Here is a 25,593-nt window from a genome sequence, read left to right as displayed (position 1 = left end):
ATGAGCTCGGCCACGCAGGAGTTCCTCACCGTTCAATCGGCGCTGATTGGCGAATATTCGCTGCAGCGCGAGCTGGGGCGTGGTGGCATGGGGGTCGTGTACCTCGCACGCGATGTCCAGCTCGACCGCGATGTGGCCATCAAGGTGCTGCCACCGGAGCTTGCTGCCAATGCCGTGGCGCGCGAGCGCTTTCTGCGCGAGGCCCGTACGGCCGCCGGCCTGTCACACCCGCACATCGTGCCCATTCACCGTGTCGGTGAAGCGCAGGGCGTGGTGTTCTTCGTGATGAGTTACATCGCCGGCGAAACGCTCGGACAGCGCCTGCGCACGCAGGGACCGCTGCCGCCGGGCGATGTGGCGCGCGTACTGCGCGAAGTGGCATGGGCGCTGGCTTACGCACACGGCCGCGGCATTGTCCATCGGGACATCAAACCCGACAACATCCTCATCGAAGAAGGCAGCGGCCGCGCGATGGTGACGGACTTCGGCATTGCCTCGGACATGGAGCGCGCTGCGCTGACCCCCGCGCCGCTGATGGGGACGGCGCACTACATCAGTCCCGAACATGCGTCTGGCGCAGCGCTCGACGGACGCAGTGATCTGTACGCGCTGGGCGTGGTTGGTTACCTCGCACTCAGCGGTCGCTATCCGTTTGACGGCGAGACCGTGCCCGCCCTGCTGTTGGCACAGGCCACGCAGTCTGCCCCCAGTCTGCGCACGGTTGCTCCCGGTGTTCCGGCGGCACTCGAGGCGGCCATTGCCCGTTGTCTGGCTCGCGATCCGGCCGAGCGCTTTGCCGATGGCGAAGCCTTGGCGGCAGCGCTGGCGCCTGCGCCGGAGCCGCGCAGCCAGCTCGCACCGGGACTTCGCGCCTGGCTGGCTGCGCGCAACCCGCTGATGCTGCCATACAGTGGGTGGATGGCCGGCTTCAGTGTGCTCACCGCGGGCAATCTGGTGGCATGGGTCACAGGCAATCGTCCCGACGGCCCCGCTGACATTGCGCTGCTGGCTGGTATTGCCGCGGCGCCACTGCTGCCCATCATCGGATATCACATCAACCAGGCACGCCGCCAGTTTCGTGCCGGTCATTCCCTTGCCGATCTGCGCGCGGCCATCGACGTGGCGCGGCGCGAGCGGGTGGAGGCGGCGGCGCTGTCGCACGCGGATACCGAGTCGCCCGTACATCGTGCGCTGCGCTATGCCACGTTCGCTTCCACGTCATGGCTCGCAGTGACGGTGGGGCTCGTGGTGCAAGGTGTGCTGCACGAGAATCGCTCGCCCATCTGGATGGTGTTGTCGCCGGTCGGTGCCACGCTGCTCACGGTGGCGGTGAGCAATGCACTCGATGTGCGCTTCGTCTCGCCGCGTGTGCGCGAGTGGTGGATGTCGGGAATCAGGGATCGACTCTGGAACAGCCGGGTTGGTGCGTGGCTCTCGCGCAAGCTGGGCGCGCCGTCGCGCTCGCGGGCGCTGGAAGCCGGTGGGTTCCGCGCGACGGAAGTGGCGCTGGGTGTCGCCGCGCAGGACCTGTACGAGGCCCTGCCGTCGGCTCAGCGTGAGGCGCTCACGGACCTGCCGGCCACCCTGGCGGCGCTCGAGGCAGAAGCGGCGGATGCACGCGCGGCGGTGGCGCTGCTCGACGGTGCCGCGCGCGAGGCGGCTGCGCAGCGGCTGGCCAGGGCGGTGGCGGCGCTCGAAACGTTGCGGCTCGACTTGTTGCGTCTGCACGCCGGCTCCACCGATCTGGCGCCACTCACCACACTGATCGACGCCGTTCGTCACCTGGGGGACGAAGTGGATCGCCTGGTGGATGCGCGCGCCGACGTTGATCGCTTGCTGCCACCCTGACGACGCGCGATATATCGAGGGAGTCTTTTCAGGAGGCCAATCATGATTCGAGCAGGTGCACGAGCTGTGGCAGGCTGGCGTATGGCGGCGGTCGCCGCCGTCTCTTTGGGTGCCGCATGGGGCTGCCGCGACGCGGTCGGACCGACGGCCGCTCCCCCCGAGGTACAGGCGCTTGGGGACACGCTGGTGGGTGAGCGTCGCAGCTCAGGCAACGTGGAGTTCCTCGCCTTTGCGATGCCGGTGCGGGTGCGCAACACCACCGGCGCCGCGTTGCGCTTCGAAGAGTGTGCCACGGTGGTGGAGCAGCAGGCCGCGCCGGGAAGCTGGCGCCGCGCTTGGTCGCCGCTCTGTGCGTTTTCGCCGAGCAACGTGGACATTGCGCCCGGTGAAACGCGCTTGTTCGTGATGGAAGTGCACGCCGTGCTGTCCGGACCGTCTGCGCCGCCAGGGGATGGGGCCGTGCAGACAGGGGCGGTGCGTGCGCAGGTGGCACTGACCGGTCCGGCCGGCGCGGTCTCCGCGGCCACAAACGCCGTGGTGTTGCGCGTGCCGAAGTGACGCCACGCACGACCCGCAGGTAGATTGGCAGCATAGCAGGACCGTTGAATTTCCCTGGCCCATGTGGCGTGTTGCGCGACGAGCGAAACACGCCCATGCGCCGGTGGGCGGTATTCCCCGAGCAGTGAGGCGCCACATGGACAGCACCCGGATCACGACTTCGACTCGCAGGCATCACTCCGATGCCCTGCCCCGAACGACTGTCTGGGAAATCCATGTCTCGTCCATCGTCCGCGTGGCTCGTTGCCACGGCCGTCTCCTGCCATCGGCCTGACGGCACTCCACTTCTCGCCGAGATTCACTTCGCGCTCGACAGCGAGCGCGTAGGCCTCATCGGACCAAACGGATCCGGCAAGAGCACGCTGCTGGCCGTGTTGAGCGGCGCTCGGCAGCCCGATGCGGGGCAGGTCACGCGCCGCGGCCGAGTGGCGGTGCTTTCGCAGTTGGCCACACCGCTGCCGACTGCTGCCTTCGGCGCGCCATTCACCGACGACACGGTCGCGCAGCGTCTGGGCAAGGCCGACGTGCTGGCTGCGCTCGCGCGTTGCGCGTTGGGCGAGGGCTCGGCGGAGGACGTGCAGCGCATTGGCACCGAGTGGGATCTCGCCGAGCGTCTTGAAGCGCTGCTGCACTCTTTTGATCTGGGACACATTCGGCTCGATCGACACTGGTCCAGTTTGAGTGGTGGCGAGGCCACACGCATGCGCCTGGCGGCGTTGCTGCTCGATGCGCCCGACGTGCTCGTGCTCGATGAGCCCACCAATGATCTCGACGCGGCGCATCGCGACGCGGTGTACACGCTGGTGCGCACGTGGCCACGGGCCCTGGTCGTGGCCACGCATGACCGTCAGTTGCTCGATCACGTGGATCGCATCGAGGCGGTGGAGCGGGGCACACTGCGACGCTATGGTGGCAATTACGCGCACTATCGTGCGGAGCGCGCGTTGCAGCGTGAGGCGGCAGAGCGGGAGTTCAGCAGTGCACTGGCTGCCCGCGACAAGGTGGAGCGCGCCCAGCAGGCCGCCAAGGAACGACAGGATCGCCGCGACGCCGCAGGACGCCGTGCCCGGGCCCGCGGCGGGCAGGCAAAGATTCTGCTGGGTATGCAGGCGGAACGCAGCGAGGGCACCGGGGCACGTCTGCAAGGCATTCGCCAACGGGAGAACGACGAAGCGTCCGCACGCGTGCGTGAGGCGCAGGCGCTGCTCGAGGAGGCGGTGCCTCTGGCGTTTCCCGTGGTCTCGAGCGAACTGGCCGCTGGCACGCTCGTGTTCGCGATGCACGATGCCACGCTGGGCGTGGGCGAGCCCGCCGAGGAACTGGTGGCAGGGTTCACATTCGAGTTGCGTGGTCCGGAGCGGGTGGCGGTGCTGGGGCCCAACGGCAGTGGCAAGTCTACCCTGCTGCGCGTGCTGTCTGGTGAGCGCGCGCCCATGCGGGCGCTGCGCGTGCATCGCGGCGTCCCGGTGGAGGAGGTGGTCTATCTCGATCAGCAGGTAACGGTGCTGTCGCGACACGGTTCGCTGCTGCGAGCCATGCAGCACATGGCGGCCATGCGCGGTGGGGCGTTCATGGTGCCGGACGAGACCGCGCTGCGTGGCGCGCTGGCCCGGTTTGGCTTTCGTCGCGACATGGCTTTTCGCGCCGCCAACGCGCTGAGTGGCGGGGAACGCATGCGGGCCGCGCTGGCCTGTGTGCTGGGTGTGCCGGGAGTACCCGCCCCACGTCTCCTGCTGCTGGACGAGCCAACCAATCACCTCGATCTCGACAGTCTGGAGGCATTGGAATCCGTCCTGCAGCAGTTCGATGGGGCGCTGGTGGTGGCGTCGCATGATGAGCGGTTTCTGGACCGCATTGCCGTTGACCGGCGGGTGCTGATGCCTGGCCGGCAAGGCTTGACAGGATCCGAATAAACACCGAAGTTCGACCTCCCCGGTTTCACTCCCCATCACCGAGGTCCTGTCATGTCCACCACCGTTGCCGCGCTGTTTCCTGCCGACCTGCTCGCACACTGGCAGGGTCACCGCCGCCTCACACGCCGCGTCATCGAGGCGTTCCCTGACGAGTCGCTTCACAGCTTCAGCGTTGGCGGGATGCGTCCGTTTGCGGCGCTGGCCAGCGAAATGCTGGCTATTGCCGTGCCCATGTTGCGCGAGATCGTGTCGGGTGAGCCGGCCAGCTACGCCGAGGTGGTGCCGGCCAGCAAAGCCGAACTGCTGGCCGCCTGGGATGCCGCCACGTCGGAGCTCGACGCGTGGTTTGCGAAGGTGCCGTCCGACAAGTTCGCCGAAACGCTGACCGTGTTTGGGCAGTTCACCGGGCCGGTGTGGAGCCACATCGCCTACGCCATCGACAACGAAGTGCATCATCGGGCGCAGGGTTACGTGTATCTGCGTGCACTGGGCATCGAACCGCCGGCGTTTTGGCATCGGGACTGAGTGACACGCTTGCTTCGCACCGGTCCGCAGCCGAGGTTGGGTAGTCCTTCGCGCGTCATGTAGCGGGTTCACGATCTCGGGAGTGCCATGGAGCGCGCCGTCTCAACGCGCGGCCGATCCGGCCGGACCCCGCAGTTTCTGATCATGGGTGGGGTGGCCTTACTGGCAACCCTGCTCGGTTTCGGCGGGACCTACCTCGTCCCGGTAAGTCGGGGTGAGTTTTCCGGGTCATGGACGCTGCATGTGCACGGTGCGCTTGCCATGGGTTGGGTCCTCATGTTCGCGCTGCAGCCCATCCTTGTGCACACACACCGGCTGCGTTGGCACCGCCAGTTAGGCCGTGTGGCGGTGCCGTTGGCACTCGCGGTTGCCGTCACCATGATTCCCGCCGGCCTGACCCAGGTGCGGCGGGATCTGGCGCAGGGCGGTGGGGATTCCGCCATCTCCACGCTGCTCGGCGTGTTCACCTCCGGGGCGTTGTTCGTTGGCCTGGTGGTGGCGGGGTATCGCACGCGCCGCACGCCCGAGGCCCACGCGCGCTGGATGTTGCTGGCCACGCTGGTGGTGATCTGGCCTGCCTGGTTCCGGTTTCGTCATTGGCTTCCGTGGGTACCACGTCCGGAGATCTGGTTGGCGCTGGTGCTCGCGGATGTGTGGATTTTGCTGGCCATGATGCACGACCGAGTGGTGCGCGGGGCGGTGCATCCCGTTCTGCTTTGGGGCGGGCTGTTTGTCATCCTCGAACAGACCGCAGAGGTGCTGTTGTTCGACAGCCCACCGTGGCGCGCGCTCGCACACATCGCGTGGCGGGTGCTTGGACCATGAATGCTCTGGTTCGCCGCTACCTCCGCACGGCCATCGTCTTCCTCGCCCTTGGTGTGGGGCTGGGCGTGTGGCTCATGGTCGCTCGCGAGTTCGGCGCGGCTGTGCCCATGCGACTGCGGAGCGCGCACACGCACGCGCTGCTGGTGGGGTTCGTGATGCTCATGATCACCGGCGTTGCCCTGTGGATGTTTCCGCGTCCGCGCCCTGAGGATCAGGTCTTTCGTCCGATCCTGGCTGCGCTGGCCTGGTGGGGCATCGCGGGCGGAACGGCGCTGCGGGTTGCACTCGAAATCACCTTGGCGCCGCTTCCCGCCCTCCCATGGCGTGTGGCGCTGGTCGCGGCCGGCATCGTGCAGGCGCTAGGCATGTTGCTGTTCTTTGCCACCATGTGGACACGCATTCGCGCGAGTGGTGCGCTCAGCGAGCGCCGCTGAACTTCCGGTTGCCGCGCGGTACATTCCGTCTCGGCCCTCACCGCTGACCACGCGCGTCGGCTCACACTTGTCCAGTTGGATCACGCAGGATCCGGAGTCCGATGTCGCAGGAAACGGTCATCTATCTCGTCAACCTGATCATCGGGCTCATTCTGGCTGGTGTCATGAGCCAGTACTGGCGGCTCGAAGCGGCTGGCATGTCGCTGCGACCGTGGATCGTTGCGGCGTGGGTTCTGACGGCCGCCGATCTCATGTTCGTCATGCGGGCCGGTCTGCCACCCGATGTCGTGCCGCGCATGCTGCCCACGCTCATGGTGACGGCTGGTCACGTGGCGCTGCTGGTCGCGGCGGTACGCAGCACCGAACGTGCACTCTCTTTGCGCTGGGCGGCGGGGCTGGTTGGCGTGCATCTCGCGATGCTGCTGCTGGTGGGAACCGTGGCTGCGTTGAACGGGTGGCGCACGGTATTGAACGGCGTATTCTGGGGCGGCCTTTCGCTCGTTGCTGCTGCCACGCTGTGGCGTGGGCCGGAGCGCTTGCGTGTGGTGATGCGATTCCCGGCGGTCGTGCTGGCCCTGCAGGGCATCTTCCATGCTGTTCGCTCGGCACTGGCCACGCAGGCCGCAGTGGACCCGGACGCCGGCAGCCGCGCCGTAGTGCAGATTCTGGGCGACGTGGAAGTGAGCCTCTTCATGGTCGCCCTGTTTGTTGGCGTGCTCGTGGCCTATCTGCGACAGAGCAATATCGAACTGCGACTCGCGCTCGAGAACGTGCACCAGCTTTCGTCCATGCTCCCGCTGTGCTCCTGGTGCAACAAGGTGCGTGACGACGACGGCTATTGGCGACGGATCGAGGAGTATCTCTCGGAGCACAAGGTGAGTGTGACGCACGCGCTCTGCGAGTCCTGTGCCACCAAACATTTCGATCGGGTGTGATGCGCTGGGTCGCCCTGCTTCGCGGCATCAACGTGGGCGGGAACAACATCATTCCCATGGCCGATCTGCGCGCCTGCGTCAGTGCGCTGGGATTCACAGGCGTGGCGACGTACATCCAGAGCGGCAATGTGCTCTTTGATGCGCCGGGCCGTCATGCCACTGTGGTAAAGACGCTGGAACAAGCGCTCAGCACCTCGTTCAACTATCAGGCCAAACTGGTGCTGCGTTCAGCCGCAGAAATGCAGGAGGTGCTTGATGACGCGCCAGAAGGATTTGGCAGCGATCGCACGCAGTTCAAGTACGACGTGCTCTTTGCGCGACCCGGTGTGGATGTCGCCGCCGTGCTTGCCGAGGTGCCAGTTCATCCCGAGGTGGACGTCGCCACGGCCGGGCGGCATGCGCTGTACTACCGGCGGTTCATTGCGCGCGAAACCAGTAGCCGCTTGAGTCGACTGGTGCAGATGCCGGTGTACAAGGAGCTGACTGTGCGCAACTGGAACACCACGCTGCGCCTCGTGCAGATGGCCACGTCTGTGCAGACATCCGACGCCTGATCGCCCGAAGCCCTTTCCACGCATGTCGCTCCGGTTCCGTGATGCCACGCTCGAAGACGTTCCGCAGATCGCTGCGCTGCAAAACGCTGCGGCGGGTGCGCTGGTGGCGCAGTTTGGCGATGGGCCATGGGGTGGGCCGTTTTCGGAACGCGGCGTTGCGCTCGCCTTGCGCCACGCCCGTCTTCGTGTCGGCGTCGAAGCCAAGAGGATCGTGTGCTGCCTGCGCCTTGCGCAGAAGAAGCCGTGGGCCATAGACGTCGCCCACTTCACGCCGGCAACACGGGCGCTCTATCTCACGAACATGGCGGTGGCGGTGGCCCATCAGCGCAAAGGTGTGGGTCGACACGCGCTCGACGATGCCAAGACCATCGTGCGGGAGTGGCCCGCGCAATCCATCCGACTTGACGCGTGGGATGCACCAGCCGGCGCTGGCGGCTTCTACGAAGCGTGCGGCTTCATCTCACGCGGCGCGGTGGTCTATCGCGGGACGCCGCTGCGCTACTATGAATGGCTGATCGAGCAGGACAGCGCGCCGGCTCACGATGGATCCTTGCTTCGGGCCGACTGACGCCGCGCCTCCCATTTGGCCGCCTCGTCGGGACGTCCCCACGCGGTGTACAGCATGCCCAGTCGCCGCCAGACGTCCTGCACGGGTTCGATGTCCGGCGAAAGCTCGGCGCTCAACTGACGCTCCGCCGGCAGCAGCAGGTCTTCGGCGTCCCGGAACTTGCCGCCCAGTACCAGCGTCTCGCCAAGCGCGCTGCGCGTGGACGCGAGAATCCAGTGTCCCGGCGGCAGGGCTGCTGTGCGCACTTGCAGTGCTTGACGCACCAATTGCTCGCCGGCCGCTGCCGAGTCGAGATGCGCAAGAGACAGGCCCAGGTGCATCATGGCCGCGCCAACAGCCACGTGCGTATCCTCGAGTGACTTGCCTCGTAGCGACAGCACACGCCGGGTCCACCGTGTGGATTCGCGATACTGTTCGCGCCGCCGCAGGTGATCACCGTAGTTGAGCATGGACATGGCGAGCAGGGGATGGTCAGGACCAAGCAATTGCTCGCGCAGGCGGATGACTTCGCGGTACGTGGCACCGGCTGAATCCATCTGTCCGAGGCGCTCGAGCAAACCAGCTCGAACCGCCAGTATTGGCAGGAGGCTGCTGCCATTGGCGGCGCCGGCTCGCTTGGCCAGACGAATGGCCGATTGCAGCAAGGTGTCAGCAATCTGGTGATTGCCGAGGTCACTCTCCACCACGGCGAGCGATACCCAGGTGGGAATGGCCGCCTCCGCATCATCGGGGAAGTAGCGCCGGTGCATGTCGAGCGACTCGTAGAACAGCGGCCGGGCTTCGGCGTTGCGACCCAGTCGCGCCAAGGTTTGTGCGCGCGTATCAAGCAGCGTGGCGCGATCGAGCGGCGTGACGTCCGTGCGCCGACGATGCAGGCTGTCGACACGTTGCAGCACGGAATCGGCGGACACATAGTTGCCCTCTTCCCAGCGCGCGATACCGAGATCGAGGAGTACACGTTCGGCACGCGGGTCACCCTTGGGTGCCGCAAGCTGCCATGCGGCCAGACTGCGCAGGTACTGCGAGTCGGCAGTGGCATATTCGCCAAGCGACACATAGGTGCCGCCGATGATGTGCCGCAGCTCGGCTTCGAGCGCAGGCGACGCGGGTGCGCGATCAAGCCGCGCGGCGGCTGAGTCGAGCACGTCACGCACCCGTGCATCGGGGCCCAACTGTCCGGGCTTGGCGGCGCCGAGCATTTCCGTGAGGAAGGTCTGGACTTCCGTGGCGCGCGCGCCCTCGGCGCCAGCGCGTCGCGCTTGTTGCAGGGCCGCCGCCGTGCCTCCAACGAGCGATACCAGTGTCACCGCGGCCGCTGCGGTCTCCACGCGACGACGGCGAACGAACTTGCCGAGTCGGTATCCGACACTGTCTGCTTGTGCGCGCACCGGCCGGCCGGCAAGGTGTCGCGTCACATCGTCCATGAGTGCGTCGACCGTGGCGTACCGGCGATCCGGCTCCTTGCGCAGCGCCATGGCCAGGATGGCATCGATGTCGCCATGCACTGCGCGGCGCAGCCGATCGGCCGATCGACCCCCAAGCGTGGCGGCGCGGGCGTCGGTGAGTGCCGTGCTCAGGCGGGGTGCGGGTGTACTCTCGACCGCACGCTCCATGGCTGCCAGCGACATACCGTGCAGCGAAATCGGACGGGCACCGGCAATGAGTTCGAACAGCAACACCCCCAAGGCATAGACATCGGCGGCCGTGCCAACGGGCTCGCCACGAATCTGCTCGGGGGCGGCGTACTCCGGCGTGAAGACGCGCGCACCTACCGCGGTGTGTGGGGCATCCGGCTCGTCTGCTTCGTCGCTGGCGTGCAGCAGGCGTGCGATACCGAAGTCGAGCAGCTTGACGGCCCCGTCGTCGGTGACGAGGATGTTGCCGGGCTTGAGATCCCGATGCACAATGAGCCGCCGGTGGGCGGCACGCACGGCATCGCACACCTCGAGGAAGAGTCGCAACCGGGTGTCCAGATCCACCTTCCGGTTGTCGCACCAGAGCGTGATGGGTGCGCCGTCGATGTACTCCATGACGAAGTACGGCTGCCCATCCGGCGTGACACCGCCGTCGAGCAGCGCGGCAATGCGTGGATGCTGCAGTGTGGCAAGAATCTGACGCTCGGTGCGGAAACGACGCGCCGCCGCATCGCCATCGGCGATGCGGCGGAGAAACTTGATGGCCACGCGCTGGCGATATTGATCATCAGCGCGCACGCCTTCGTGCACCGTGCCCATACCACCGGCACCAATGCGTCGGCCAACCGCCCAGGGGCCGAGTCGCAGGCCCTCCTGGTTGGGCGACGACGTGGTCGCGCCCAACCCTGAAGAATCGAACGACGCATCGCTGTCGTGCAGCGCCAGCAGTGCCTGCAACTCGTCGGCCATGTCCTGATCGCGACTCGACACCTCCGACAGGAAGGCTTCGCGCGACTCGGCCGTGACCTGAACGGCCTGATGAAAGAGGGCCTCGAGTTCTGCCACCCGCGTTGGTGACAGCGTGTGATGGCGTGGGCTGGTGCTCATGCCCCTACGCTACTTCTTGCCCGGCCGGACGGTAAGCCGAGCCCCCGCCGGCGCGGTGGCCCCGAACTCGAAGGCTCCACTGTCGCAGGCTCCCACGCGGGCGAAGCCGCGCTGGTCGGTGACGGGGCACGCGCTCGCGACCCCGGCGTTGATGGCGGCGCTGCCCTCCAGCAGGGCGTGCGTCAGTGTGCCGCCGCCGTTGTTGGCCAGACTCGCACTGACACCCACGGTGGCGTTGCGACGATCACTGGCCTGCGTGAACGTGGTGCAGGTGGTGTCGCCATTCACGTTGCCACCGGACGAGGTAATCGTGCTGGTGCCTCCGCGCCCACAATCTCCGGCGTTCTGGCCGATGCGGTTGTTGCTGAGCACGAGATTGGTCACGGTCAAAGCGCCGGCGTTGTTGGTGCCGATACCGGCCCCGTAGTCGGTGGCGGTGTTGCCCACGAACGTGCTGTTGATGATGCTGGCGGCACCGGTGGCCGCGACGCCACCGCCGGTCACCGCGGAGTTGCCGGAGAACGTGCTGTTGCGAATGACGGTGTTGGCCAGGGAGGCCGAGAACACACCTCCACCGATGGCAGCTGGTGCGCTGTTGCCAACAAAGGTGCTGTTTTCGATCGTGGTGTTGACACCGGCAGTGATGCCGCCGCCACTCGCACCCGTCGCGGTGTTGCCGCGCAGCAGTAGTCCGCGCAATGTGGCCGGTGCGCCTGGGGCGACCAACTGCAGGCCGCCACCCTGTGTGGCCGCCGTGTTCTCGATGAACTCCGTACCCGTGACCGTAAGGGCCGTCTGTCCCGCCTTCCACAGACCACCGCCGACGGCTGTGGCCTGGTTGCGCTGAACGCGACCACCCTCGATCACGATGGTGATGGGTCCGTTGAACCCAAACGCCCCACCATTGAGCCCGCGATTCTCTTCGGCTACGACGTTGCGCATTGTCACCGTGCCACCCGTGAGGCCCAGGACCGCACCGCCGCTTTGCACCGCGGTATTGCCCGTCATGGTCACGTTCTGCAACAACGTGGTGCTGTTGTCGGTGTACACGCCTCCGCCGCCGCCGACGGCCGCACGGTTCGTCGAGATGGAGCCACCGCTGATGCTGACATTGGCCGACGCGGCGATGAAGACACCACCACCGCCCTGACCGGCTTCGTTGTCGGCAATGGCGACGTTGGTCAGTGTGCTTGGACGTCCGGAGCTGAACGCCAGCGCGCCGCCGACTACCGCCGCCCGGTTGCCGGACATGGAGCCACCGGTGATGGTGAGCATCGCATTCCCACTGCCCGCAATGGCTCCGCCGTTGCCCGATGTGTCCGCGCGATTGCCGGTGATGGCCACGTTGGCCAGGGCGATCTCAGCGTCCGTGATGAGGTTCATGGCGCCCCCGCCACTGCGGCCCGCGTAGTTGTTGCGCATGGCGCCGCCAGTTTGCGTGTACTTGCCACCAAAGAGCAGCGCCGCACCGCCGCGCTGACTGGCGATGTTGTTTTCGATGATGACTTCGCTGAGCACGTATGCCGGGCTGTTTCCCTCGAGGCCGGCGCCGCCCGGCGCCCGATTGCCGCTGATGATGCTGTTGACGATGCCGGCTTCGGCCGGCGCCCGCACGTTGAATCCACCGCCCGACACGGCCGCGACATTGTCGCTGATGGTGGAGTTGCTGACAATGAGCCGCGCTTCGCCGTCAGCCATGATGCCTCCGCCCAGTCCCGCGTTGGAAGACAGGGCACGATTGTTGGTGACGGTAACGCTGTCGAGCGTGAGTGAGCCGCTGAATACGCGCAGGCCACCACCGATCGACGAGGTGTTCTCATTGTCGGCGATGCGACTGCGGCGGATGGTGATACTGCTGCCCACTTCAACCGCTACGCCGGCGCCAAAGGCGTTGGTGCCAGTGGCCCGGTTGCCCACGACTTCGATGTCCGTGAACACGCCGCGTCCACCGCGAATGGCCAGAATGCCACCACCCACACTACCGGCGGTTTCGTTCTCACGCACATGCACCTCGCGCATGGTCACGACCGCCGAATCGTCAATGGCCAGACCACCACCACCGAGACGGCGTCCACCGCGCAGCGTCATGCCGCGCAGGGAAACGTCAGCCTTGTTGCTCACATACAACACGCCGCGTGGTGCGGCTTGCGTGGCGGCGGCATTGATGGTGAGCTGTGACGGGCCGGCGCCAACCACATCGGCGTCCTCGGTGATGAATGGCAGTCCGCTGCTGAGTGTAATGGTGCTGGGCGCGGTGGTCACCACAAGAATGGAATCGCGATTGGCGTTCGCGTTCGCAGCGTTGATGGCTTCGCGCAAGGTGCAATGCTGCAAGGTGCAGGCGCCGTCGTCGCTGTCATCGAGCACCGCCACGCGATAGACGGGGCGCACCGTGATGGTGGCGGTGCCACTGCGCGACGTGTCGCGCACGCTGGTGGCGCGCACCACACAGCTGCTGCCACTGGTGGGCGCGGTGTACTGCACGGTGTTGCCGCTGCCGGTGACACTGCCGCAGGAGGCCTGCCAGGTCACGCCCGGCACGCTGGTGCCGGTGACCGTTGCCGTGAGTGTGGTGGACTCTGTGCGCAGCAGCGCCGATGCGGTGGACGCCACGGCAACCGTGACCGGCGTGACGGTGGCATTCAGCGTGACGCGACGTGTGGGGTCGAGCACGCTGGTGGCCGTGATCGTGTAGCTGCCGCCGGCGAGCGGCGCGGCCCATTGCACGCTGCCTCCGCTGCCGATGATGCTGCCGGCTGAGGCGGTCCAGGTCACGGCCGTGTTGGCCGCGTTGGCCACCGTGACGGCCACCGGCACCGTATCGCCCGCTCCAACCGTGAGCGTCGCGGGATTGAGCGTGAGCCCCACCGGATTGACCGTGATGCTGGCCGAGGCGCTCTTGGTCGGATCGGCGGTGCTCGTGGCCGTGACGGTGTAGCTGCCACCGGCTCCCGGCGCGGTCCACGAGGCGCTCGCGCCATTGGGTGTGATGGTGCCCGCGGAGGCCGTCCACGTCACTGCAGTGGAGGTCGCGTTGGCCACGGTGGCCGAGAACTCGGTGGCGGCCCCGGCGTTGACGGTGGCAGTCGAAGGTGTGATCGACACCACAACCGGCGGTGGGGGCGTCGTGGGGCCGCTATCACCGCCACCACAGGCGGCGAGCGCGGCAACCAACAGAAGCAAGGGAGAGCGGGACATGGCGAGGGCGTCCGGAGGGAAGAATGGACGGCCGACCCTGATGACGGCCTGTTGGTCACGCGCAGGACGGCGGCATTTCGGCTCATGTGTGTCCCGGTGCACTTGGGCCCGGCGCAGACCCGGCGGACCGCCGGGCCAGCGGATCTTTCGCTTGGCTCACGACATTGAACATGTTATCCATCTTCATCTCTCCCTCATCCCAACGCGCCATGTCCGTGCGAGCGCACCGCTTGTCCCACCGTTGGCTGCCTTGGCTCTTTGTGCCATTCGCCAGCGCCTGTTTGGGCTTTACGCAGATCGAGAACAGTGATGTCTCGGGGTACGCCCTCATCCGAGGCAGCGTGTCGCGTGCCGACGGCACCCCGGTGCCCAACGCGGACATTGGGCTGTCTTGCGTAGGCAGCACACCCGATGCCTTCGGCCAAACGGTGGTGGGTGACGCCAACGGACGCTTCGAGATTCCGATCGCGGCGCCAGCCGGATTTCAGCCGCTCGAGGGGAACACCCGCGTCTGTCGCGTCCTGACACCGATCATCGGCACCCCGCAGGCCCAGGTGACCGTGACCGTGCGCTTCAGTGGCTCGGAGTCATCGCGTCCACTGACCGAAGTGGCGCTCGTTGTGCCCTGAGCGGTAGCGCCGCTCCATCGGCGGCGCTCCATCAATGGGTGAGACCGTACACCACATAGTTGGTGGCAAACTTGTACGCGTCATTGGAGAGATTCACGGGATACCAGCCGTCGCCCGACCACTCCATGTAGTCGCCAATATCGTTGTTGTAGTTGATCACGACCTGCAGGCGTCGTGATGGGTCGTTGTCCTCGTGGATGCCCAGATACATGGCACGCGCCGATGGCGTGGCGGGATGATGCATGCCGTCGAGCGACTTGATGCTGAAGAAGGTGTTGAACACCGGGTGTGATACATCCAGCGGTTCGATGCGGCCCTCGGGCAGCACCTTCTTCATGGCCGCGTCGAACACCGCCCACTGCCGTTCAAAGTAGAAATCGTCGACGATGAGAAAGCCGCCCTTGAGAATCCATTTGCGCAGTGCGGCCGCTTCCTCGTCGGTGGGATACCAGTAGCCGGGTTCGGTGAGGTAGGCCACCGGATAGTGCGCGAGCGCCGGATCGTCCAGCACGTGCACGTTGCTGGTGGTCTTGTGCAGACGCAGCGTGGACAGATCGCCCAGGATGGCCATGAAGTTCCGCTCCATCTGCGGATAGTCGGCATTCCACGCCAGACGATAGCCCTGCGTATAGCGCAGCCGCACAAAGGTGAAGCGTCCGTCGTAGGGCTGATTGGGCAACACGAACGCCCGACGCTGTGACCACGCAATGGGCGCGGCCACGAGTCCCAACACGAGGGCGAACAGCAGGAAGCGGCGCATGGGGCGCGGCAGGTGGAGGGACGGGCAGCAGCCCGGCAGAAGCGGTACGTTCTGTGGTGCCATCTACAATACGGCTCGGCAGCCTCCGGCGTTCCGCCTTCCGGCGTTCCGTTCCGGCGTTCCGTGGGGATGGCGGCCGGCGCGTGTGGGACGGCTGCGGACCGTGAACCGGGAGACAACATGTACGAGCTCAAGACCAAGGCCACCGACGCCAGCATCCTGCAGTACCTGCAGGGCATCCCGTCGGACGAGCGACGGGCCGACTGTGAAGTGCTCATCGACCTGATGTCGCGTATCACGGGCAGTCCGCCGGTGCTCTGGGGGCCCAGCATCGTGGGCTTCGGGCGCTACCACTACAAGTACGACAGCGGCCACGAGGGCGACATGTGCGTGGTGGGCTTCGCGTCGCGCAAGAACGAGCTGGTGGTCTACCTCATGGCCGGCTACGACGAACCCGATGCGCAGGCACTGCTCGCGCGACTGGGCAAGGTGCGCACCGGCAAGTCCTGTCTCTACATCAAGCGTCTCGCGGGCGCTGACCTGGACGCGCTGGAAACGCTCATTCGCAACTCGGTGGAGTTCATCCGCACCCGCTACGGCATGACGACGTGACGGGGCAGGCCGTGATGGACGAATTCTTTTCTCTGCTCGAACGCGGCGACGGCGGCGCGCTGCTGCAGTATGGCGCGGCGCATCCGGAGCTGGCCGTGACGGATGCGCACTTGGCGGCCGCGCTGGGCCGGGCCGATGTGCTGCGCGGGTTGCTGGTTCGTGATACCGAGGCCGTGCGACGCACGGCAGGACCGCAGGCCTTCACACCATTGTTGACCGCCTGCGCCTCGCCACTGCATGGACGCAGCAGCGTGCACGACGCCGCGCTCGACGAGACGGTGGCCGTGCTGCTTGCTGCCGGCGCCGATCCCAATGCGCGCGAGTCACGATATGGGGTCTCCGCGCTGTACTTCGTGACGGGACATCGCGAGGTACCATCGGTCGCGCGTCGGCTGCTGGCTGCCGGCGCTACACCAAACGACGGCGAGTCAGTGTTTCACGCGGCCGAGCATTTTCACGAAGCGGCACTGGCCTTGCTGCTCGAGTATCACGTGGATCTCAATCACGTGGGCGATTGGGGCAATACACCGCTGTACTTTCTGCTGCGCTGGTTTGATATCGCAGAGGGATCGGCGGTGCGGCGCGGATTCGATTGGCTGCTGCAACATGGCGCCAATCCCAACGTGCGCTCATCGGCCATGCAGGAGACCGCACTGCATGTGGCCGCGTGGCAGGGGCAGTCTGTCGATGTGTTGCGGGCCCTGTTGGCGCATGGCGCCGATGTGACGCTTCGTCGAGCTGACGGTATGAGCGCGTGGCGCTTGGCCGCGCGCCGGGGCTTTGCAGAGCTGGCTGAGCTGCTGGAGAAGGCTGGTTCACCGGTTGAGCCGCTCTCCCCGGATGAGCAACTGCTCGCGGCCTGTGGTCGTGGTGACGCCAGTGCGGCGCGTGCGGCCGTGACGGCCGGATGGTTTGCCCGGCTGTCCGAAGATGATCAACGGTTGCTGCCATGGGCGGCGTCGCGCGGCCGCGAAGACAGCGTGCGCGCGTGTTTGGCGGTCGGCTGGCCGGTGGATGTTCAAGACGGCATGGGGGCCACCGCGCTGCACTGGGCGGCCATGCACGGCCGTAGTGGACTGGTGGCGGCGCTGCTCGATGCGGGCGCACCGCGGCATTTGCGCGATCACGAGCATCAGGCCACGCCGCGCGGTTGGGCGGAGTTCGGGCGGGACGTTGTGCCGCGTGAGGAAGGAGACTACGTGGGTACGCTTGCGTTGTTGTAGAGGCTCCACGCGCTCATGCCGCCTGCGAGCGAATACACGCGCTCGCAGCCAGCGCTGACAAGCGTGGCAGCCGCCTTCCGACTGCGAACACCGCCGGCACAGATGCACACGATGGGCCGCGTCGTGTCGAGAAGCGGCACGGCGTCGAGCACGGTGGTCAGAGGCCAGGCCTGCGCACCTGGAATCATGCCCTGTGCCGTCTCGAACGGCTCGCGTACATCGAGCAACTGAACGGGGCGGCCTTCACGCAGCCAGCGCTGCAGTTCGGCAGGCGTGAGTTCGGCCACGTCGTCGTTTGGCAATCCAGGCGTCGGTGTGCCACAGAACGCGTCGTAGTCTGCGAGTGCGGTGAGCGTACGCGTGCCACAGGCCGGACACTCGGGATCGCGCGATACCGGAACAACCTGCGGCTGCATGTGCAGGGCGTCCAACATGAACAGACGCCCCACGAGTGGCTCACCGATGCCAAGCAGGAGCTTGAGTGTTTCCGTGGCCTGCACGAGTCCCAACAGACCGGGCAATACGCCGAGCACACCACCGACAGCACAACTGGGGACGAGATCGGCTGGAGGGGGCGACGGGTACAGGCAGCGATAGCAGGGCCCGTGTGGCGTACAGAACACCGACGCCTGACCATCAAAGCGAAAGATGGACGCGTGCACGTTGGGTCGACCCGCGAGCACACAGGCGTCGTTGACGAGATAGCGGGTGGCGAAGGTGTCGGCGCCATCCACGATCACATCGTAGTCTCCCACCAGACCCAGCGCGTTGTCGCGTGTGAGCCAAGTGTCGTACAGCTCGAGCCGCACCAGGGGGTTGAGTTGCTGCAGTCGATCGCGCGCGCTTTCCACCTTGGGTCGTGCAATGTCTGCCGTGCCGTGCAACACCTGGCGATGCAGGTTGCTGACATCCACGCGGTCGTGGTCCACCAGACCGAGACGGCCCACACCGGCCGCCGCCAGGTACAGCGCGGCGGGTGATCCGAGTCCGCCCACACCAACCAGTAGCACGCTGGCCTGTTGCAGTCGCTGCTGGCCGGCCTCGCCGACCTCTGGCAGACTCAGCTGGCGCTGATAACGGGCGCGTTCCTCGTTGCTCAGCATAGGTGGGACGAGTGGAAGTCAACGACCCGAACGTGGCGGCGCGCGATCGCTGGAACGATGAGTTCGAGGCGGTTGCGTGGTCGAATGCACAATCCTACTCGGCGAACGCGTGGCGTGCGACCAAACCGCCAGTATGTTCTGCCAATCCCCAGCATCGGAGCGATGATGAGTCAGGTGCGCGTACTGGTCGGCACTCGCAAGGGTGCATTCGTGCTGACCAGCGATGAAGGCCGCAGCCGCTGGACCGTAGACGGCCCCCATTTTCCGGGATGGGAGGTGTATCACGTGAAGGGTTCGCCTGTCGATCCCGATCGCATCTGGGCATCGCAATCCAGCGGCTGGTTCGGTCAGGTCATGCAGCGCAGTGATGACGGTGGCCGCACATGGACGGCGGTGGACAACCACTTTGCGTATGACGGCGTGCCCGGCACGCACCAGTGGTACGACGGCACGCCACATCCCTGGGAGTTCAAGCGCGTGTGGCATCTCGAGCCCTCGCTCACGGATCGCGATACCGTGTATGCCGGTGTGGAAGACGCGGCGCTGTTTCGCAGCACCGATGCCGGTGCGAGTTGGCAGGAGTTGTCGGGACTCCGCGGTCACGGTTCCGGTCCGCACTGGCAGCCAGGGGCCGGTGGACTCTGCCTGCACACGATATTGCTCGATCCCAGCGACGCCAATCGCCTGTATGTGGCCATCTCTGCAGCTGGCGCGTTTCGCTCACGTGACGGCGGGGAAACCTGGGAGCCCATCAACAAGGGACTGCGCTCCGGTGAAATCCCGCAGGGTGACGCAGAAGTTGGACACTGCGTGCATCGTCTGGCCATGCATCCCTCCAATCCGAAGCGGCTGTACATGCAAAAGCATTGGGACGTCATGCGCAGCGACGATGGCGGAGATTCCTGGTACGAAGTCAGTGGCAATCTGCCCACCGATTTCGGCTTTCCCATCGATGTACACGCGCACGAACCGGACACGATTTACGTCGTGCCCATCACCAGCGACGCGCATCACTTCCCGCCCGACGGCAAACTGCGCGTGTGGCGTAGTCGCAGTGGGGGCAACACCTGGGAAGAGTTGTCGCGGGGACTGCCGGAGCAGCACAGCTACGTGAACGTGCTGCGCGACGCGATGGCGGTAGACCGACTACCCTCGTGCGGAGTGTACTTCGGAACGACCGGCGGGCAGGTGTATGTCTCGCCCGATGGTGGCGATCACTGGCAGGCCATCGTGCACGACTTGCCGCCGGTGCTGAGTGTGGAGGTGCAGACACTTGACTGATGGCGCGAACGGCGTGGGGACTGACGCGGTGCGACAGCAGGTGCGGGTGGTGTTGCCGTCGCCGCTGCGTGCGCTGTCCGGCGCCGCGGCCGAGGTGACGCTGGAAGTGCCGGCTCCCGCAACCATCGCGGCGGTGCTCGACGTGGTGGAGGCGCGCTGGCCCATGCTGCGCGGCACCATTCGAGATCACGAGGGCGGTGCGCGCCGTGCCTTTGTGCGCTTCTACGCCAACGGGGCGGACTGGTCGCATCACGCCATGGAGACCCCGCTGCCCGAGGTGGTGCAGCGGGGTGAGGTGCCGCTGTTGGTGGTAGGCGCCATGGCTGGCGGCTGACGCCCACGCATCGTGTTACCGCTCAGCGCGTTCCGGGTGGCTGCAGTGTCACGATACGCACCGCCTGCCAGACACCACGACGATCCTTGGTGGCGTGCACCACACCCGGGCCGCCAGCCATCGTCTGTGCCGCGCGAACGGCCGGCGTAAGCCGCGGGTCGTCATCGAACAACAGGTCGTTGATATAGAAACCCTGCTGGCCGGGGAACTGCACCACGATGTGCACGTGTGCCGGTTCGGTGCTTCCCGGATACGGTCCCGGCCTGATACTGCGTACGGTGATACGACCGGTGCTGTCAGGTCGTGCCCAGCCGTGCAGCACGCCGTGGAAGCGAAAGCAGCCCGTGGCTCCCGGCGCCCGTCGGTAGTGGCCTGAGGCATCCGTGTGGTAGATGTACACCACGAGGTTCTGCAGTGGGCGACCCTGTGGCGCGCGGAAGTGCAACGCGAACTCCAACGGTTCGCCGCGTTCTGTGGACGTGGCCAATGTCAGCGACGACGGCAGGCTGCGATCACCCTGAGGCGGGGCCGGAGGCTGGCAGGCGGCATCGTCCGGTGAGTTCTGCGCGCCGGCGCTGCGGGTTGTACCGGCAAGCGCCGCGCCCAGCAAAAGCGCGGCTCGCACAACCCGGCGAAACGAGGCGGACATGCTCGTCATGTGGCGCGTCCTCACAGTGAAGCCCGCGCGCTGCCGACGCGCGCCAGGATGTCGAACTCGAGATGAATGACGTCGTCCACGAGATCATTCGTGATGCGCGAGCCGCGAAAGGCCACGCCCCACTGCATCCGGTCCAGGGTGGCGCGCGCGGTGGCGTGCAGTCTTGTGGGTTCGAACGACCACACGGTTGCATCGAAGGCAAACGGACGCGTCACACCGCGCAGGGTGAGCTGTCCCTCCAGCCTTGCCAGGTTGCCGCCGCGCGTCGTGACCCGCTGCACGTCGAAACGTGCCGTGGGGTGGCGCTGTACGTCGAAGAAATCGGCCGCCAACAGGTGCGTAGTGAGTTTTCGCCGTGCTTCGGATTCACCAAGCGGCATGTCGGTGACCGCAATGCTGCGCATGTCCAGTTCGAACACGCCACCGCGCAGCTCGGCTCGGCGTGTGTCATAGTCGAGCGTGCCATTGCGCAGGCGCACGGTGCCCGCATGCGCGCCACGTCCACCAAACTTGGTGCCGCGCCAGCGAACCACCGAGGCGGCCGTGTCCACCACCGCATTGCCCTTGAAGCGTGGAACCAGCCGCGTCGCGGGCAACTCTTCCCGGTCGACGGCGGATTCCGCGATGAATATCAGAGGCAACAGCAAGACAGTGGCGAAATGCGCGACGCGAATCATACGCGGCTCCTGTGAAGTGGTGGTGAACGACACAGGAGAGATGCCGGCAGACGTCGCGTCGTTTACCGGCTCGCTGCGATCGAGGAACGGCTATCGTGTGTCATCGCTCACGCGTGCCGTGACATTGCCCTTGAATGAACGTGCAATGATGTGGCCATGCGTGGCAGAACCGCGCAGTGCCTTGCCACTCACGGTGCCACTGCGCGAACTGAGATCGAGCAGCGGCATGCGCGATCTGGGCACTCGAACATCGAGGACGCCATTGTGCGACTGCAGTTCGAGTGTGCCGCCCGGGGCCACACCGTCCACTCCGATGCGGCCCCCAATGGTTTCCACTCGCCCTTCTGCAGCCGAACCCAGCACGCTTACGTCGCCGCTCACGGTGGACACGGACGTGGTGGCGCGGATGCGACGCAGCGAAACGGCGCCGCGGCTACCACGCACACGGAGGTTGCCCGTCGCGTCTGAAACGGTCACCGGCGCGTCGATGGACTCCACCGAGGTGTTGCCTGCCACGTCACGCACGACAATGGAGCCGCGCACGGTGTAGGCCTCGAGTTCCTCACGCGTGCCCGACACCTGCATGCTGCCGTCAATCATCTTGATCCAGACACGCGCCCGCCGTGGAACGCGAACCTGCACGCTGGCCTGTGGCAAGGTGGAGTCCGCGTTGGAGCGCGCTTCGATGCCCAGTTTGATGTGCGTGCGGGCGCCGCCGCCAAACAGCGAGGCGTTGGCGCCGAGTTGACCCTCGAGGTGCACCGAGTCCCGATCCCAGGTTTCGACAGTGAGGCGGCCTGACGGGACGTACAGTCGCATGGTCACGTCGGAGGTGGTGGCAAAGCCACGTGACACCGGTTGCTCGCCGCGAGCACGCGTCAGGATGCTCGCGGCGCCAAGCATGGGCAGCAGCGTCAGCAGACTGAGCACAGTGCGCGGCATCATTCCGTCACGCTCCTGATGCGCTGGGTCAGCTCTTCACGTCGCGCATCGAGTGTGGCACGAAAGGCACGGAGCTCCGCGTCCTCGGGATGGCGCGCCAGCTCGGCATCGAGTTCGTTGGCCGCGGCATCCAGCGCCGCGAATTCTGGCGAGGCCTCACGGCTGGCCAATTGCAGCGCGGTGCGCATGGGGGCGGAACCGGCGGCCTCGAGCGCGTCACGCATGGCATCGTCCGGAGCCGGTACGGGCGTCGACTCCGACGCGACCGACGAGCCGGACGACACGGCAGCAACCGAATGGCCGGACGAGTCGCGCGGCGCATCGCGCGGCGCATCGCGCAGCACGACTGACACGACAAGTACCGCCGCTGCCGCGAGCGACGCCGCGAAGGCCCAGCGTCTACGCGACTGTTGTTGGTGCTGCCCCTGATCGTGCTGATTTGGCGAGAGCCGCCGCTCAGGAGCCCGGGTGTTGTCAGGCTTGACCACTGCAATGGCCGCGAGGACATGCTGGCGCATGGCCGCCTCTTCGTCAGCGGTCGGTCGAAGCGAATCGGATTGCGCGGCCGCGTCCCACCGCGCGCGCAGATCGGCGCCCTCAGCGTCGAAGTCAGTCATCGATCGAGCATCCCGCGCAGCAGGCGCCGCGCACGAAAGAGATGGGCCTTGCAGGTACCCTCGGCAATGCCGAGCTGTGTGGCGATGTCGGCGTGCGGATAGCCTGCGATGTCGTGCAGCACGAACACCGCACGCGCGCCGGCTGGCAGCCGGGACACGGCCTGCGCGATGTCGAGACGCAGGGCGGAGTCGGACGGCGCCGCCTGCACGTTCTCGAGAGGGGACGACGTGCCGTCGCCGCCAAGATCGGCCTCGATGGCCACGCGCAGCGCCCGTCGCCGGAATGAGCGCGCATCGGTGAGCATGAGGTTGACGGCAATACGATGCAACCAGGTGCCGAAACTGCTCTCACCGCGAAAGCCGGGCAGCGCTTCCCACGCGCGCACAAACGCGTCCTGCACGAGCTCCGTGGCGGCCTGGCGATTGCCGGTGAGGCCGAGGCAGAACGCGAAGAGTGGCTGCACGTGTGCCTCATACAATCGTGCGAATGCGCCCGCATCGCCCTCTCGGGCGGCGCGGATATCATCGGCGGCGGAGCCGTCGATGCGGGCGTCGGTCACGGTTTGCGGTGCAACCAGAGGTACATCCAACCAGAAGGGAGAGTCGTCTGCCCGCTTGGATGCCGGTGGGCGGGCTGGGGTTTATCCGGACGGGCAACGCCGCCAAAGTAGCCGTCGGTCACGGTCGATGGGCTGTTGAGCCCAATCATGCGCGTGGGAACGCGAGGCCAGCGTAGCCTTCCGGGAACCTCACCACTTCCCAGGCCATGATCCCGATATTCAACCGCTTCTTCCCCTCTGGGTTGCTGCTGTACACAGTCACGCTGCTGGGTGGCGCGGCGCCATACACGCTCCGTGCGCAAGATGGCGGTCAGCGCAGTGGCCGTTTCCAGGTACAGTGGAAGCCGGAGAGCAGCGATGGTCCCGTGCGTATCCGCGGTGAAGCCAAAGCGGTGCTCGAGGTAATTGCGCAAGGCGATTCCACGTCAGTTCGACTGGAGATGACGCAGCGCGCCGATGGCCAGCCCAGCAGTGAGGTGCATTCCTTTCCGGCCCAGTGGCAGGGGGACACGCTGGTCTTCACCCAGACCGTCAACTCGCAGGTGAGCGCCGCCGGTCAGCAAATGCCCATGACAGCCTATAGCGATTGGCGCGTGCTGATCACCGGCGACGAGCTGCGTGGCACGCTGTTCATGCACCTGCCGGGCATCAGCATCGATGTGCCACCCTTCGTCGTGTCGGGGCGGCGTGAAGCGCCCCGATTCGAAAGGCCTCAGCCCGCCGCGGCAAACGCAAGCGACAGCCAGCCTCGCAGATCCGCATCCACCTGGGCCACATCGCTGATGCGCACCTTGTACTGACACATCTGGCCGGCCGGCAGCGCTTCCAGTCGATCGGTGGCATCGACGCCCTTCATGTTGAGTCCTACTTCGACACGCGTGTTGGTGGCGGGACCCACCATGCAGAACTGCTTCTTGCGGCGGTAGCTGACGTACGTCTTCTTGGGCGCGGCCTCGAATTCGCCCAGCTCGTTCAGTATCGCAAGCAAGGCCTCATGAATTGGACGCAGCGCCGCTTTGGGGCCGACGTACAGCGTGCTGAGCACGTCGGCCTCGTCGCCAACTGCTGCCGGTGCCGGCGCGGCTACCGCCTGCTTGACCGTGTGCACGAGTGTGTTGGCGTCACCGTGACCCATGCCCAGCGTCGTCTTGAGCATGGCTACGAGCTCGCCGTGCTTAGTGAGGCCGCTGCCCCGAATGATCTGTGCCAACTCGTCGAGCGACTTGCCCGCGCGCTGCTGGATGTTGACCAGTTGGGTGGCCAGTGCCTTGTCGAGATCTGCCATGGCTAGTTTCTCCGCTGACCGTTCAGGAAACAACTTCAGATGTGGAGACTGCTATGAGCCCTGCTGCCGAAGACGGCGCGCGTCAGGAAATCACCTGGGACGACTTCATGCGTGTGGAACTGCGCGTTGGACGCGTGCTGGCGGCTGAACCGTTTCCCGAAGCCCGCAAACCGGCGTACAAGCTCCAAGTGGATTTCGGGCCTGAGATCGGAATCCGCAAGTCGAGCGCACAGATCACGGTGCTGTACTCGCCCGAGGACCTGGTGGGCCGTCTGGTCGTGGCGGTGGTGAACTTTCCGCGCAAGCAGATCGGCCCCTTCATGTCCGAGTGCCTGGTGACGGGCTTTCACAACGCCGACGGTCATGTCGCGCTCTGTATCCCCGAGCAGGACGTGCCACTGGGCTCGCGGTTGCTGTAGCGCGATCGGCTGGCCCAACTTACCGCATGCGCCGTCACGTGCTCTGGTATGGTCTGGCCGCCGGCCTGCTCATCGTCCTCCTCCGATTGGTGGAGTACCGCTGGCTGGTACTCACCCACTCCTTTGAGATCTACGGCGCACTGCTGGCCATCATCTTTGCCGCCGTCGGCATTTGGGTGGGTCTGCGGCTCACCACCCCCAAGGTGGTGGTGGAAGAGCGCATCGAGCTGCGGGAGGTGCCGGGCACCGTCACGCAGGCACCGGCGGCGGACTTCAGTCGCGACGACAATCAGGTCGCGGCGCTCGGCGTAACCCCGCGCGAACTGGAAATTCTGGGGCTTCTGGCCGAAGGCCTCAGCAATCGCGAAATCGCGGAACGCCTGTTCGTCAGCGAGAATACGGTCAAGACACACGCGAGTCGCCTCTTCGACAAGCTGGAGGTACGACGTCGCACGCAAGCCGTGCAGCGTGGTCAGCAGCTGCGACTCATTCCCTGATCCCGTCGACTCCAGGTCATCCGGTCATCCGTTCGGGTCATCCATTCGGGTCATCCATTCGGGTGATTTTGCAACAACTCCCCACAAAATCACCCGTTCGGGCGACTGACGACCCG

Annotated in this window: 27 protein-coding genes; 17 read left to right on the top strand and 10 right to left on the bottom strand. The window is 66.1% G+C overall.

The window, feature by feature from the left end; translation table 11 throughout:
- The 9 genes from B2747_RS03410 (at window position 1) to B2747_RS03370 (ending at window position 8,160) form a co-directional block, all read left to right on the top strand.
- Window positions 1–1,848 (top strand): serine/threonine-protein kinase, encoded by a 1,848-nt coding sequence (locus tag B2747_RS03410; RefSeq protein ID WP_291156898.1) that lies wholly within the window; start codon window positions 1–3, stop codon window positions 1,846–1,848.
- 42 nt (window positions 1,849–1,890) lie between these two features.
- On the top strand, window positions 1,891–2,406 hold the full coding sequence (locus tag B2747_RS03405; protein WP_291156896.1) for a hypothetical protein: 516 nt from the start codon (window positions 1,891–1,893) through the stop codon (window positions 2,404–2,406).
- 215 nt (window positions 2,407–2,621) lie between these two features.
- A complete protein-coding gene (locus B2747_RS03400) occupies window positions 2,622–4,319 on the top strand; it encodes an ABC-F family ATP-binding cassette domain-containing protein (protein WP_291156880.1) in 1,698 nt (565 codons plus the stop codon).
- A gap of 51 nt (window positions 4,320–4,370) precedes the next feature.
- Window positions 4,371–4,844, top strand: a complete 474-nt coding sequence (locus B2747_RS03395) for a DinB family protein (protein WP_291156879.1) — start codon at window positions 4,371–4,373, stop codon at window positions 4,842–4,844.
- Window positions 4,845–4,997: 153 nt separating this feature from the next.
- Window positions 4,998–5,669 (top strand): hypothetical protein, encoded by a 672-nt coding sequence (locus B2747_RS03390; RefSeq protein WP_291156878.1) that lies wholly within the window; start codon window positions 4,998–5,000, stop codon window positions 5,667–5,669.
- Window positions 5,666–6,103, top strand: coding sequence for a cbb3-type cytochrome c oxidase subunit I (locus tag B2747_RS03385; protein WP_291156876.1), 438 nt, complete (start codon window positions 5,666–5,668; stop codon window positions 6,101–6,103). Before B2747_RS03390 ends, B2747_RS03385 begins: the two co-directional genes overlap by 4 nt.
- Window positions 6,104–6,204: 101 nt before the next feature.
- Window positions 6,205–7,038, top strand: coding sequence for a hypothetical protein (locus B2747_RS03380; RefSeq protein WP_291156874.1), 834 nt, complete (start codon window positions 6,205–6,207; stop codon window positions 7,036–7,038).
- On the top strand, window positions 7,038–7,592 hold the full coding sequence (locus B2747_RS03375; RefSeq protein ID WP_291157253.1) for a DUF1697 domain-containing protein: 555 nt from the start codon (window positions 7,038–7,040) through the stop codon (window positions 7,590–7,592). Before B2747_RS03380 ends, B2747_RS03375 begins: the two co-directional genes overlap by 1 nt.
- 22 nt (window positions 7,593–7,614) lie before the next feature.
- Window positions 7,615–8,160, top strand: a complete 546-nt coding sequence (locus B2747_RS03370; protein ID WP_291156872.1) for a GNAT family N-acetyltransferase — start codon at window positions 7,615–7,617, stop codon at window positions 8,158–8,160.
- On the opposite strand, the gene B2747_RS03365 is transcribed toward B2747_RS03370, so the two are convergent.
- Both B2747_RS03365 and B2747_RS03360 read right to left on the bottom strand, forming a co-directional pair.
- A complete protein-coding gene (locus B2747_RS03365) occupies window positions 8,130–10,682 on the bottom strand; it encodes a serine/threonine-protein kinase (RefSeq protein WP_291156870.1) in 2,553 nt (850 codons plus the stop codon). The two genes, B2747_RS03370 and B2747_RS03365, sit on opposite strands and share 31 nt — an antisense overlap.
- A gap of 9 nt (window positions 10,683–10,691) precedes the next feature.
- A complete protein-coding gene (locus B2747_RS03360) occupies window positions 10,692–13,880 on the bottom strand; it encodes a choice-of-anchor Q domain-containing protein (protein WP_291156868.1) in 3,189 nt (1,062 codons plus the stop codon).
- A 209-nt stretch (window positions 13,881–14,089) separates the two neighbouring features.
- Between B2747_RS03360 and B2747_RS03355 the strand changes: the two genes are divergently transcribed.
- Window positions 14,090–14,509: a hypothetical protein gene (locus B2747_RS03355; protein WP_291156866.1), complete on the top strand. Its 420-nt coding sequence runs from the start codon at window positions 14,090–14,092 to the stop codon at window positions 14,507–14,509.
- Between the two features lie 31 nt (window positions 14,510–14,540).
- Here B2747_RS03355 and B2747_RS03350 read toward each other — a convergent pair whose 3' ends face one another.
- On the bottom strand, window positions 14,541–15,269 hold the full coding sequence (locus tag B2747_RS03350; protein ID WP_291156865.1) for a DUF4159 domain-containing protein: 729 nt from the start codon (window positions 15,267–15,269) through the stop codon (window positions 14,541–14,543).
- Between the two features lie 180 nt (window positions 15,270–15,449).
- Between B2747_RS03350 and B2747_RS03345 the strand changes: the two genes are divergently transcribed.
- The gene (locus tag B2747_RS03345) at window positions 15,450–15,881 is read left to right on the top strand and encodes a DUF1801 domain-containing protein (RefSeq protein WP_291156863.1); all 432 of its coding nucleotides are present in this window, start codon (window positions 15,450–15,452) and stop codon (window positions 15,879–15,881) included.
- Between the two features lie 14 nt (window positions 15,882–15,895).
- The gene (locus tag B2747_RS03340; protein ID WP_291157252.1) at window positions 15,896–17,104 is read left to right on the top strand and encodes an ankyrin repeat domain-containing protein; all 1,209 of its coding nucleotides are present in this window, start codon (window positions 15,896–15,898) and stop codon (window positions 17,102–17,104) included.
- Here the strand turns inward: B2747_RS03340 and moeB are convergent.
- Window positions 17,077–18,207, bottom strand: coding sequence for a molybdopterin-synthase adenylyltransferase MoeB (moeB, locus tag B2747_RS03335; protein ID WP_291156862.1), 1,131 nt, complete (start codon window positions 18,205–18,207; stop codon window positions 17,077–17,079). The two genes, B2747_RS03340 and moeB, sit on opposite strands and share 28 nt — an antisense overlap.
- A gap of 165 nt (window positions 18,208–18,372) precedes the next feature.
- Between moeB and B2747_RS03330 the strand changes: the two genes are divergently transcribed.
- Together B2747_RS03330 and B2747_RS03325 are read left to right on the top strand one after the other, a co-directional pair.
- Window positions 18,373–19,488: a WD40/YVTN/BNR-like repeat-containing protein gene (locus B2747_RS03330; protein ID WP_343125857.1), complete on the top strand. Its 1,116-nt coding sequence runs from the start codon at window positions 18,373–18,375 to the stop codon at window positions 19,486–19,488.
- A complete protein-coding gene (locus tag B2747_RS03325) occupies window positions 19,481–19,822 on the top strand; it encodes a MoaD/ThiS family protein (RefSeq protein ID WP_291156859.1) in 342 nt (113 codons plus the stop codon). The genes B2747_RS03330 and B2747_RS03325 overlap by 8 nt, the downstream gene beginning before the upstream one ends.
- Window positions 19,823–19,844: 22 nt before the next feature.
- Here the strand turns inward: B2747_RS03325 and B2747_RS03320 are convergent, their stop codons facing one another.
- From B2747_RS03320 to B2747_RS03300, 5 genes are all read right to left on the bottom strand, one after another.
- On the bottom strand, window positions 19,845–20,480 hold the full coding sequence (locus tag B2747_RS03320) for a hypothetical protein (protein ID WP_291156857.1): 636 nt from the start codon (window positions 20,478–20,480) through the stop codon (window positions 19,845–19,847).
- 11 nt (window positions 20,481–20,491) lie between these two features.
- Complete coding sequence (locus tag B2747_RS03315; RefSeq protein WP_291156855.1) at window positions 20,492–21,157, bottom strand: YceI family protein; 666 nt, start codon at window positions 21,155–21,157, stop codon at window positions 20,492–20,494.
- Window positions 21,158–21,247: 90 nt separating this feature from the next.
- Window positions 21,248–22,102, bottom strand: a complete 855-nt coding sequence (locus B2747_RS03310; protein ID WP_291156853.1) for a DUF4097 family beta strand repeat-containing protein — start codon at window positions 22,100–22,102, stop codon at window positions 21,248–21,250.
- The gene (locus B2747_RS03305) at window positions 22,099–22,716 is read right to left on the bottom strand and encodes a hypothetical protein (protein ID WP_291156851.1); all 618 of its coding nucleotides are present in this window, start codon (window positions 22,714–22,716) and stop codon (window positions 22,099–22,101) included. Before B2747_RS03305 ends, B2747_RS03310 begins: the two co-directional genes overlap by 4 nt.
- Complete coding sequence (locus tag B2747_RS03300) at window positions 22,713–23,276, bottom strand: RNA polymerase sigma factor (RefSeq protein ID WP_291156850.1); 564 nt, start codon at window positions 23,274–23,276, stop codon at window positions 22,713–22,715. Before B2747_RS03300 ends, B2747_RS03305 begins: the two co-directional genes overlap by 4 nt.
- Window positions 23,277–23,482: 206 nt before the next feature.
- Between B2747_RS03300 and B2747_RS03295 the strand changes: the two genes are divergently transcribed.
- A complete protein-coding gene (locus tag B2747_RS03295; RefSeq protein WP_291156849.1) occupies window positions 23,483–24,076 on the top strand; it encodes a hypothetical protein in 594 nt (197 codons plus the stop codon).
- On the opposite strand, the gene B2747_RS03290 is transcribed toward B2747_RS03295, so the two are convergent.
- On the bottom strand, window positions 23,989–24,561 hold the full coding sequence (locus B2747_RS03290) for a DUF5655 domain-containing protein (RefSeq protein WP_291156848.1): 573 nt from the start codon (window positions 24,559–24,561) through the stop codon (window positions 23,989–23,991). The genes B2747_RS03295 and B2747_RS03290 overlap by 88 nt on opposite strands.
- A 53-nt stretch (window positions 24,562–24,614) precedes the next feature.
- Here B2747_RS03290 and B2747_RS03285 point away from each other — a divergent pair, with 53 nt between their 5' ends.
- Both B2747_RS03285 and B2747_RS03280 read left to right on the top strand, forming a co-directional pair.
- Window positions 24,615–24,980, top strand: coding sequence for a tRNA-binding protein (locus tag B2747_RS03285; RefSeq protein ID WP_291156846.1), 366 nt, complete (start codon window positions 24,615–24,617; stop codon window positions 24,978–24,980).
- A 26-nt stretch (window positions 24,981–25,006) separates the two neighbouring features.
- Window positions 25,007–25,477, top strand: coding sequence for a helix-turn-helix transcriptional regulator (locus B2747_RS03280; protein WP_291156845.1), 471 nt, complete (start codon window positions 25,007–25,009; stop codon window positions 25,475–25,477).
- Window positions 25,478–25,593: the final 116 nt, after the last annotated feature.

Origin of the sequence: Gemmatimonas sp. UBA7669, from assembly GCF_002483225.1 — a bacterium.
GTDB lineage: Bacteria > Gemmatimonadota > Gemmatimonadetes > Gemmatimonadales > Gemmatimonadaceae > Gemmatimonas.
This window is presented reverse-complemented; position numbering and strand designations above follow the sequence as displayed.

Coding starts and splice junctions, on each gene's coding strand:
- B2747_RS03410 (WP_291156898.1), top strand. CDS start 1: ATGAGCTCGGCCACGCAGGAGTTCCTCACCGTTCAATCGGCGCTGATT.
- B2747_RS03405 (WP_291156896.1), top strand. CDS start 1,891: ATGATTCGAGCAGGTGCACGAGCTGTGGCAGGCTGGCGTATGGCGGCG.
- B2747_RS03400 (WP_291156880.1), top strand. CDS start 2,622: ATGTCTCGTCCATCGTCCGCGTGGCTCGTTGCCACGGCCGTCTCCTGC.
- B2747_RS03395 (WP_291156879.1), top strand. CDS start 4,371: ATGTCCACCACCGTTGCCGCGCTGTTTCCTGCCGACCTGCTCGCACAC.
- B2747_RS03385 (WP_291156876.1), top strand. CDS start 5,666: ATGAATGCTCTGGTTCGCCGCTACCTCCGCACGGCCATCGTCTTCCTC.
- B2747_RS03380 (WP_291156874.1), top strand. CDS start 6,205: ATGTCGCAGGAAACGGTCATCTATCTCGTCAACCTGATCATCGGGCTC.
- B2747_RS03375 (WP_291157253.1), top strand. CDS start 7,038: ATGCGCTGGGTCGCCCTGCTTCGCGGCATCAACGTGGGCGGGAACAAC.
- B2747_RS03370 (WP_291156872.1), top strand. CDS start 7,615: ATGTCGCTCCGGTTCCGTGATGCCACGCTCGAAGACGTTCCGCAGATC.
- B2747_RS03365 (WP_291156870.1), bottom strand. CDS start 10,682: ATGAGCACCAGCCCACGCCATCACACGCTGTCACCAACGCGGGTGGCA.
- B2747_RS03360 (WP_291156868.1), bottom strand. CDS start 13,880: ATGTCCCGCTCTCCCTTGCTTCTGTTGGTTGCCGCGCTCGCCGCCTGT.
- B2747_RS03355 (WP_291156866.1), top strand. CDS start 14,090: ATGTCCGTGCGAGCGCACCGCTTGTCCCACCGTTGGCTGCCTTGGCTC.
- B2747_RS03350 (WP_291156865.1), bottom strand. CDS start 15,269: ATGCGCCGCTTCCTGCTGTTCGCCCTCGTGTTGGGACTCGTGGCCGCG.
- B2747_RS03345 (WP_291156863.1), top strand. CDS start 15,450: ATGTACGAGCTCAAGACCAAGGCCACCGACGCCAGCATCCTGCAGTAC.
- B2747_RS03340 (WP_291157252.1), top strand. CDS start 15,896: ATGGACGAATTCTTTTCTCTGCTCGAACGCGGCGACGGCGGCGCGCTG.
- moeB (WP_291156862.1), bottom strand. CDS start 18,207: ATGCTGAGCAACGAGGAACGCGCCCGTTATCAGCGCCAGCTGAGTCTG.
- B2747_RS03330 (WP_343125857.1), top strand. CDS start 18,373: ATGAGTCAGGTGCGCGTACTGGTCGGCACTCGCAAGGGTGCATTCGTG.
- B2747_RS03320 (WP_291156857.1), bottom strand. CDS start 20,480: ATGACGAGCATGTCCGCCTCGTTTCGCCGGGTTGTGCGAGCCGCGCTT.
- B2747_RS03315 (WP_291156855.1), bottom strand. CDS start 21,157: ATGATTCGCGTCGCGCATTTCGCCACTGTCTTGCTGTTGCCTCTGATA.
- B2747_RS03310 (WP_291156853.1), bottom strand. CDS start 22,102: ATGATGCCGCGCACTGTGCTCAGTCTGCTGACGCTGCTGCCCATGCTT.
- B2747_RS03305 (WP_291156851.1), bottom strand. CDS start 22,716: ATGACTGACTTCGACGCTGAGGGCGCCGATCTGCGCGCGCGGTGGGAC.
- B2747_RS03295 (WP_291156849.1), top strand. CDS start 23,483: ATGATCCCGATATTCAACCGCTTCTTCCCCTCTGGGTTGCTGCTGTAC.
- B2747_RS03290 (WP_291156848.1), bottom strand. CDS start 24,561: ATGGCAGATCTCGACAAGGCACTGGCCACCCAACTGGTCAACATCCAG.
- B2747_RS03285 (WP_291156846.1), top strand. CDS start 24,615: ATGAGCCCTGCTGCCGAAGACGGCGCGCGTCAGGAAATCACCTGGGAC.
- B2747_RS03280 (WP_291156845.1), top strand. CDS start 25,007: ATGCGCCGTCACGTGCTCTGGTATGGTCTGGCCGCCGGCCTGCTCATC.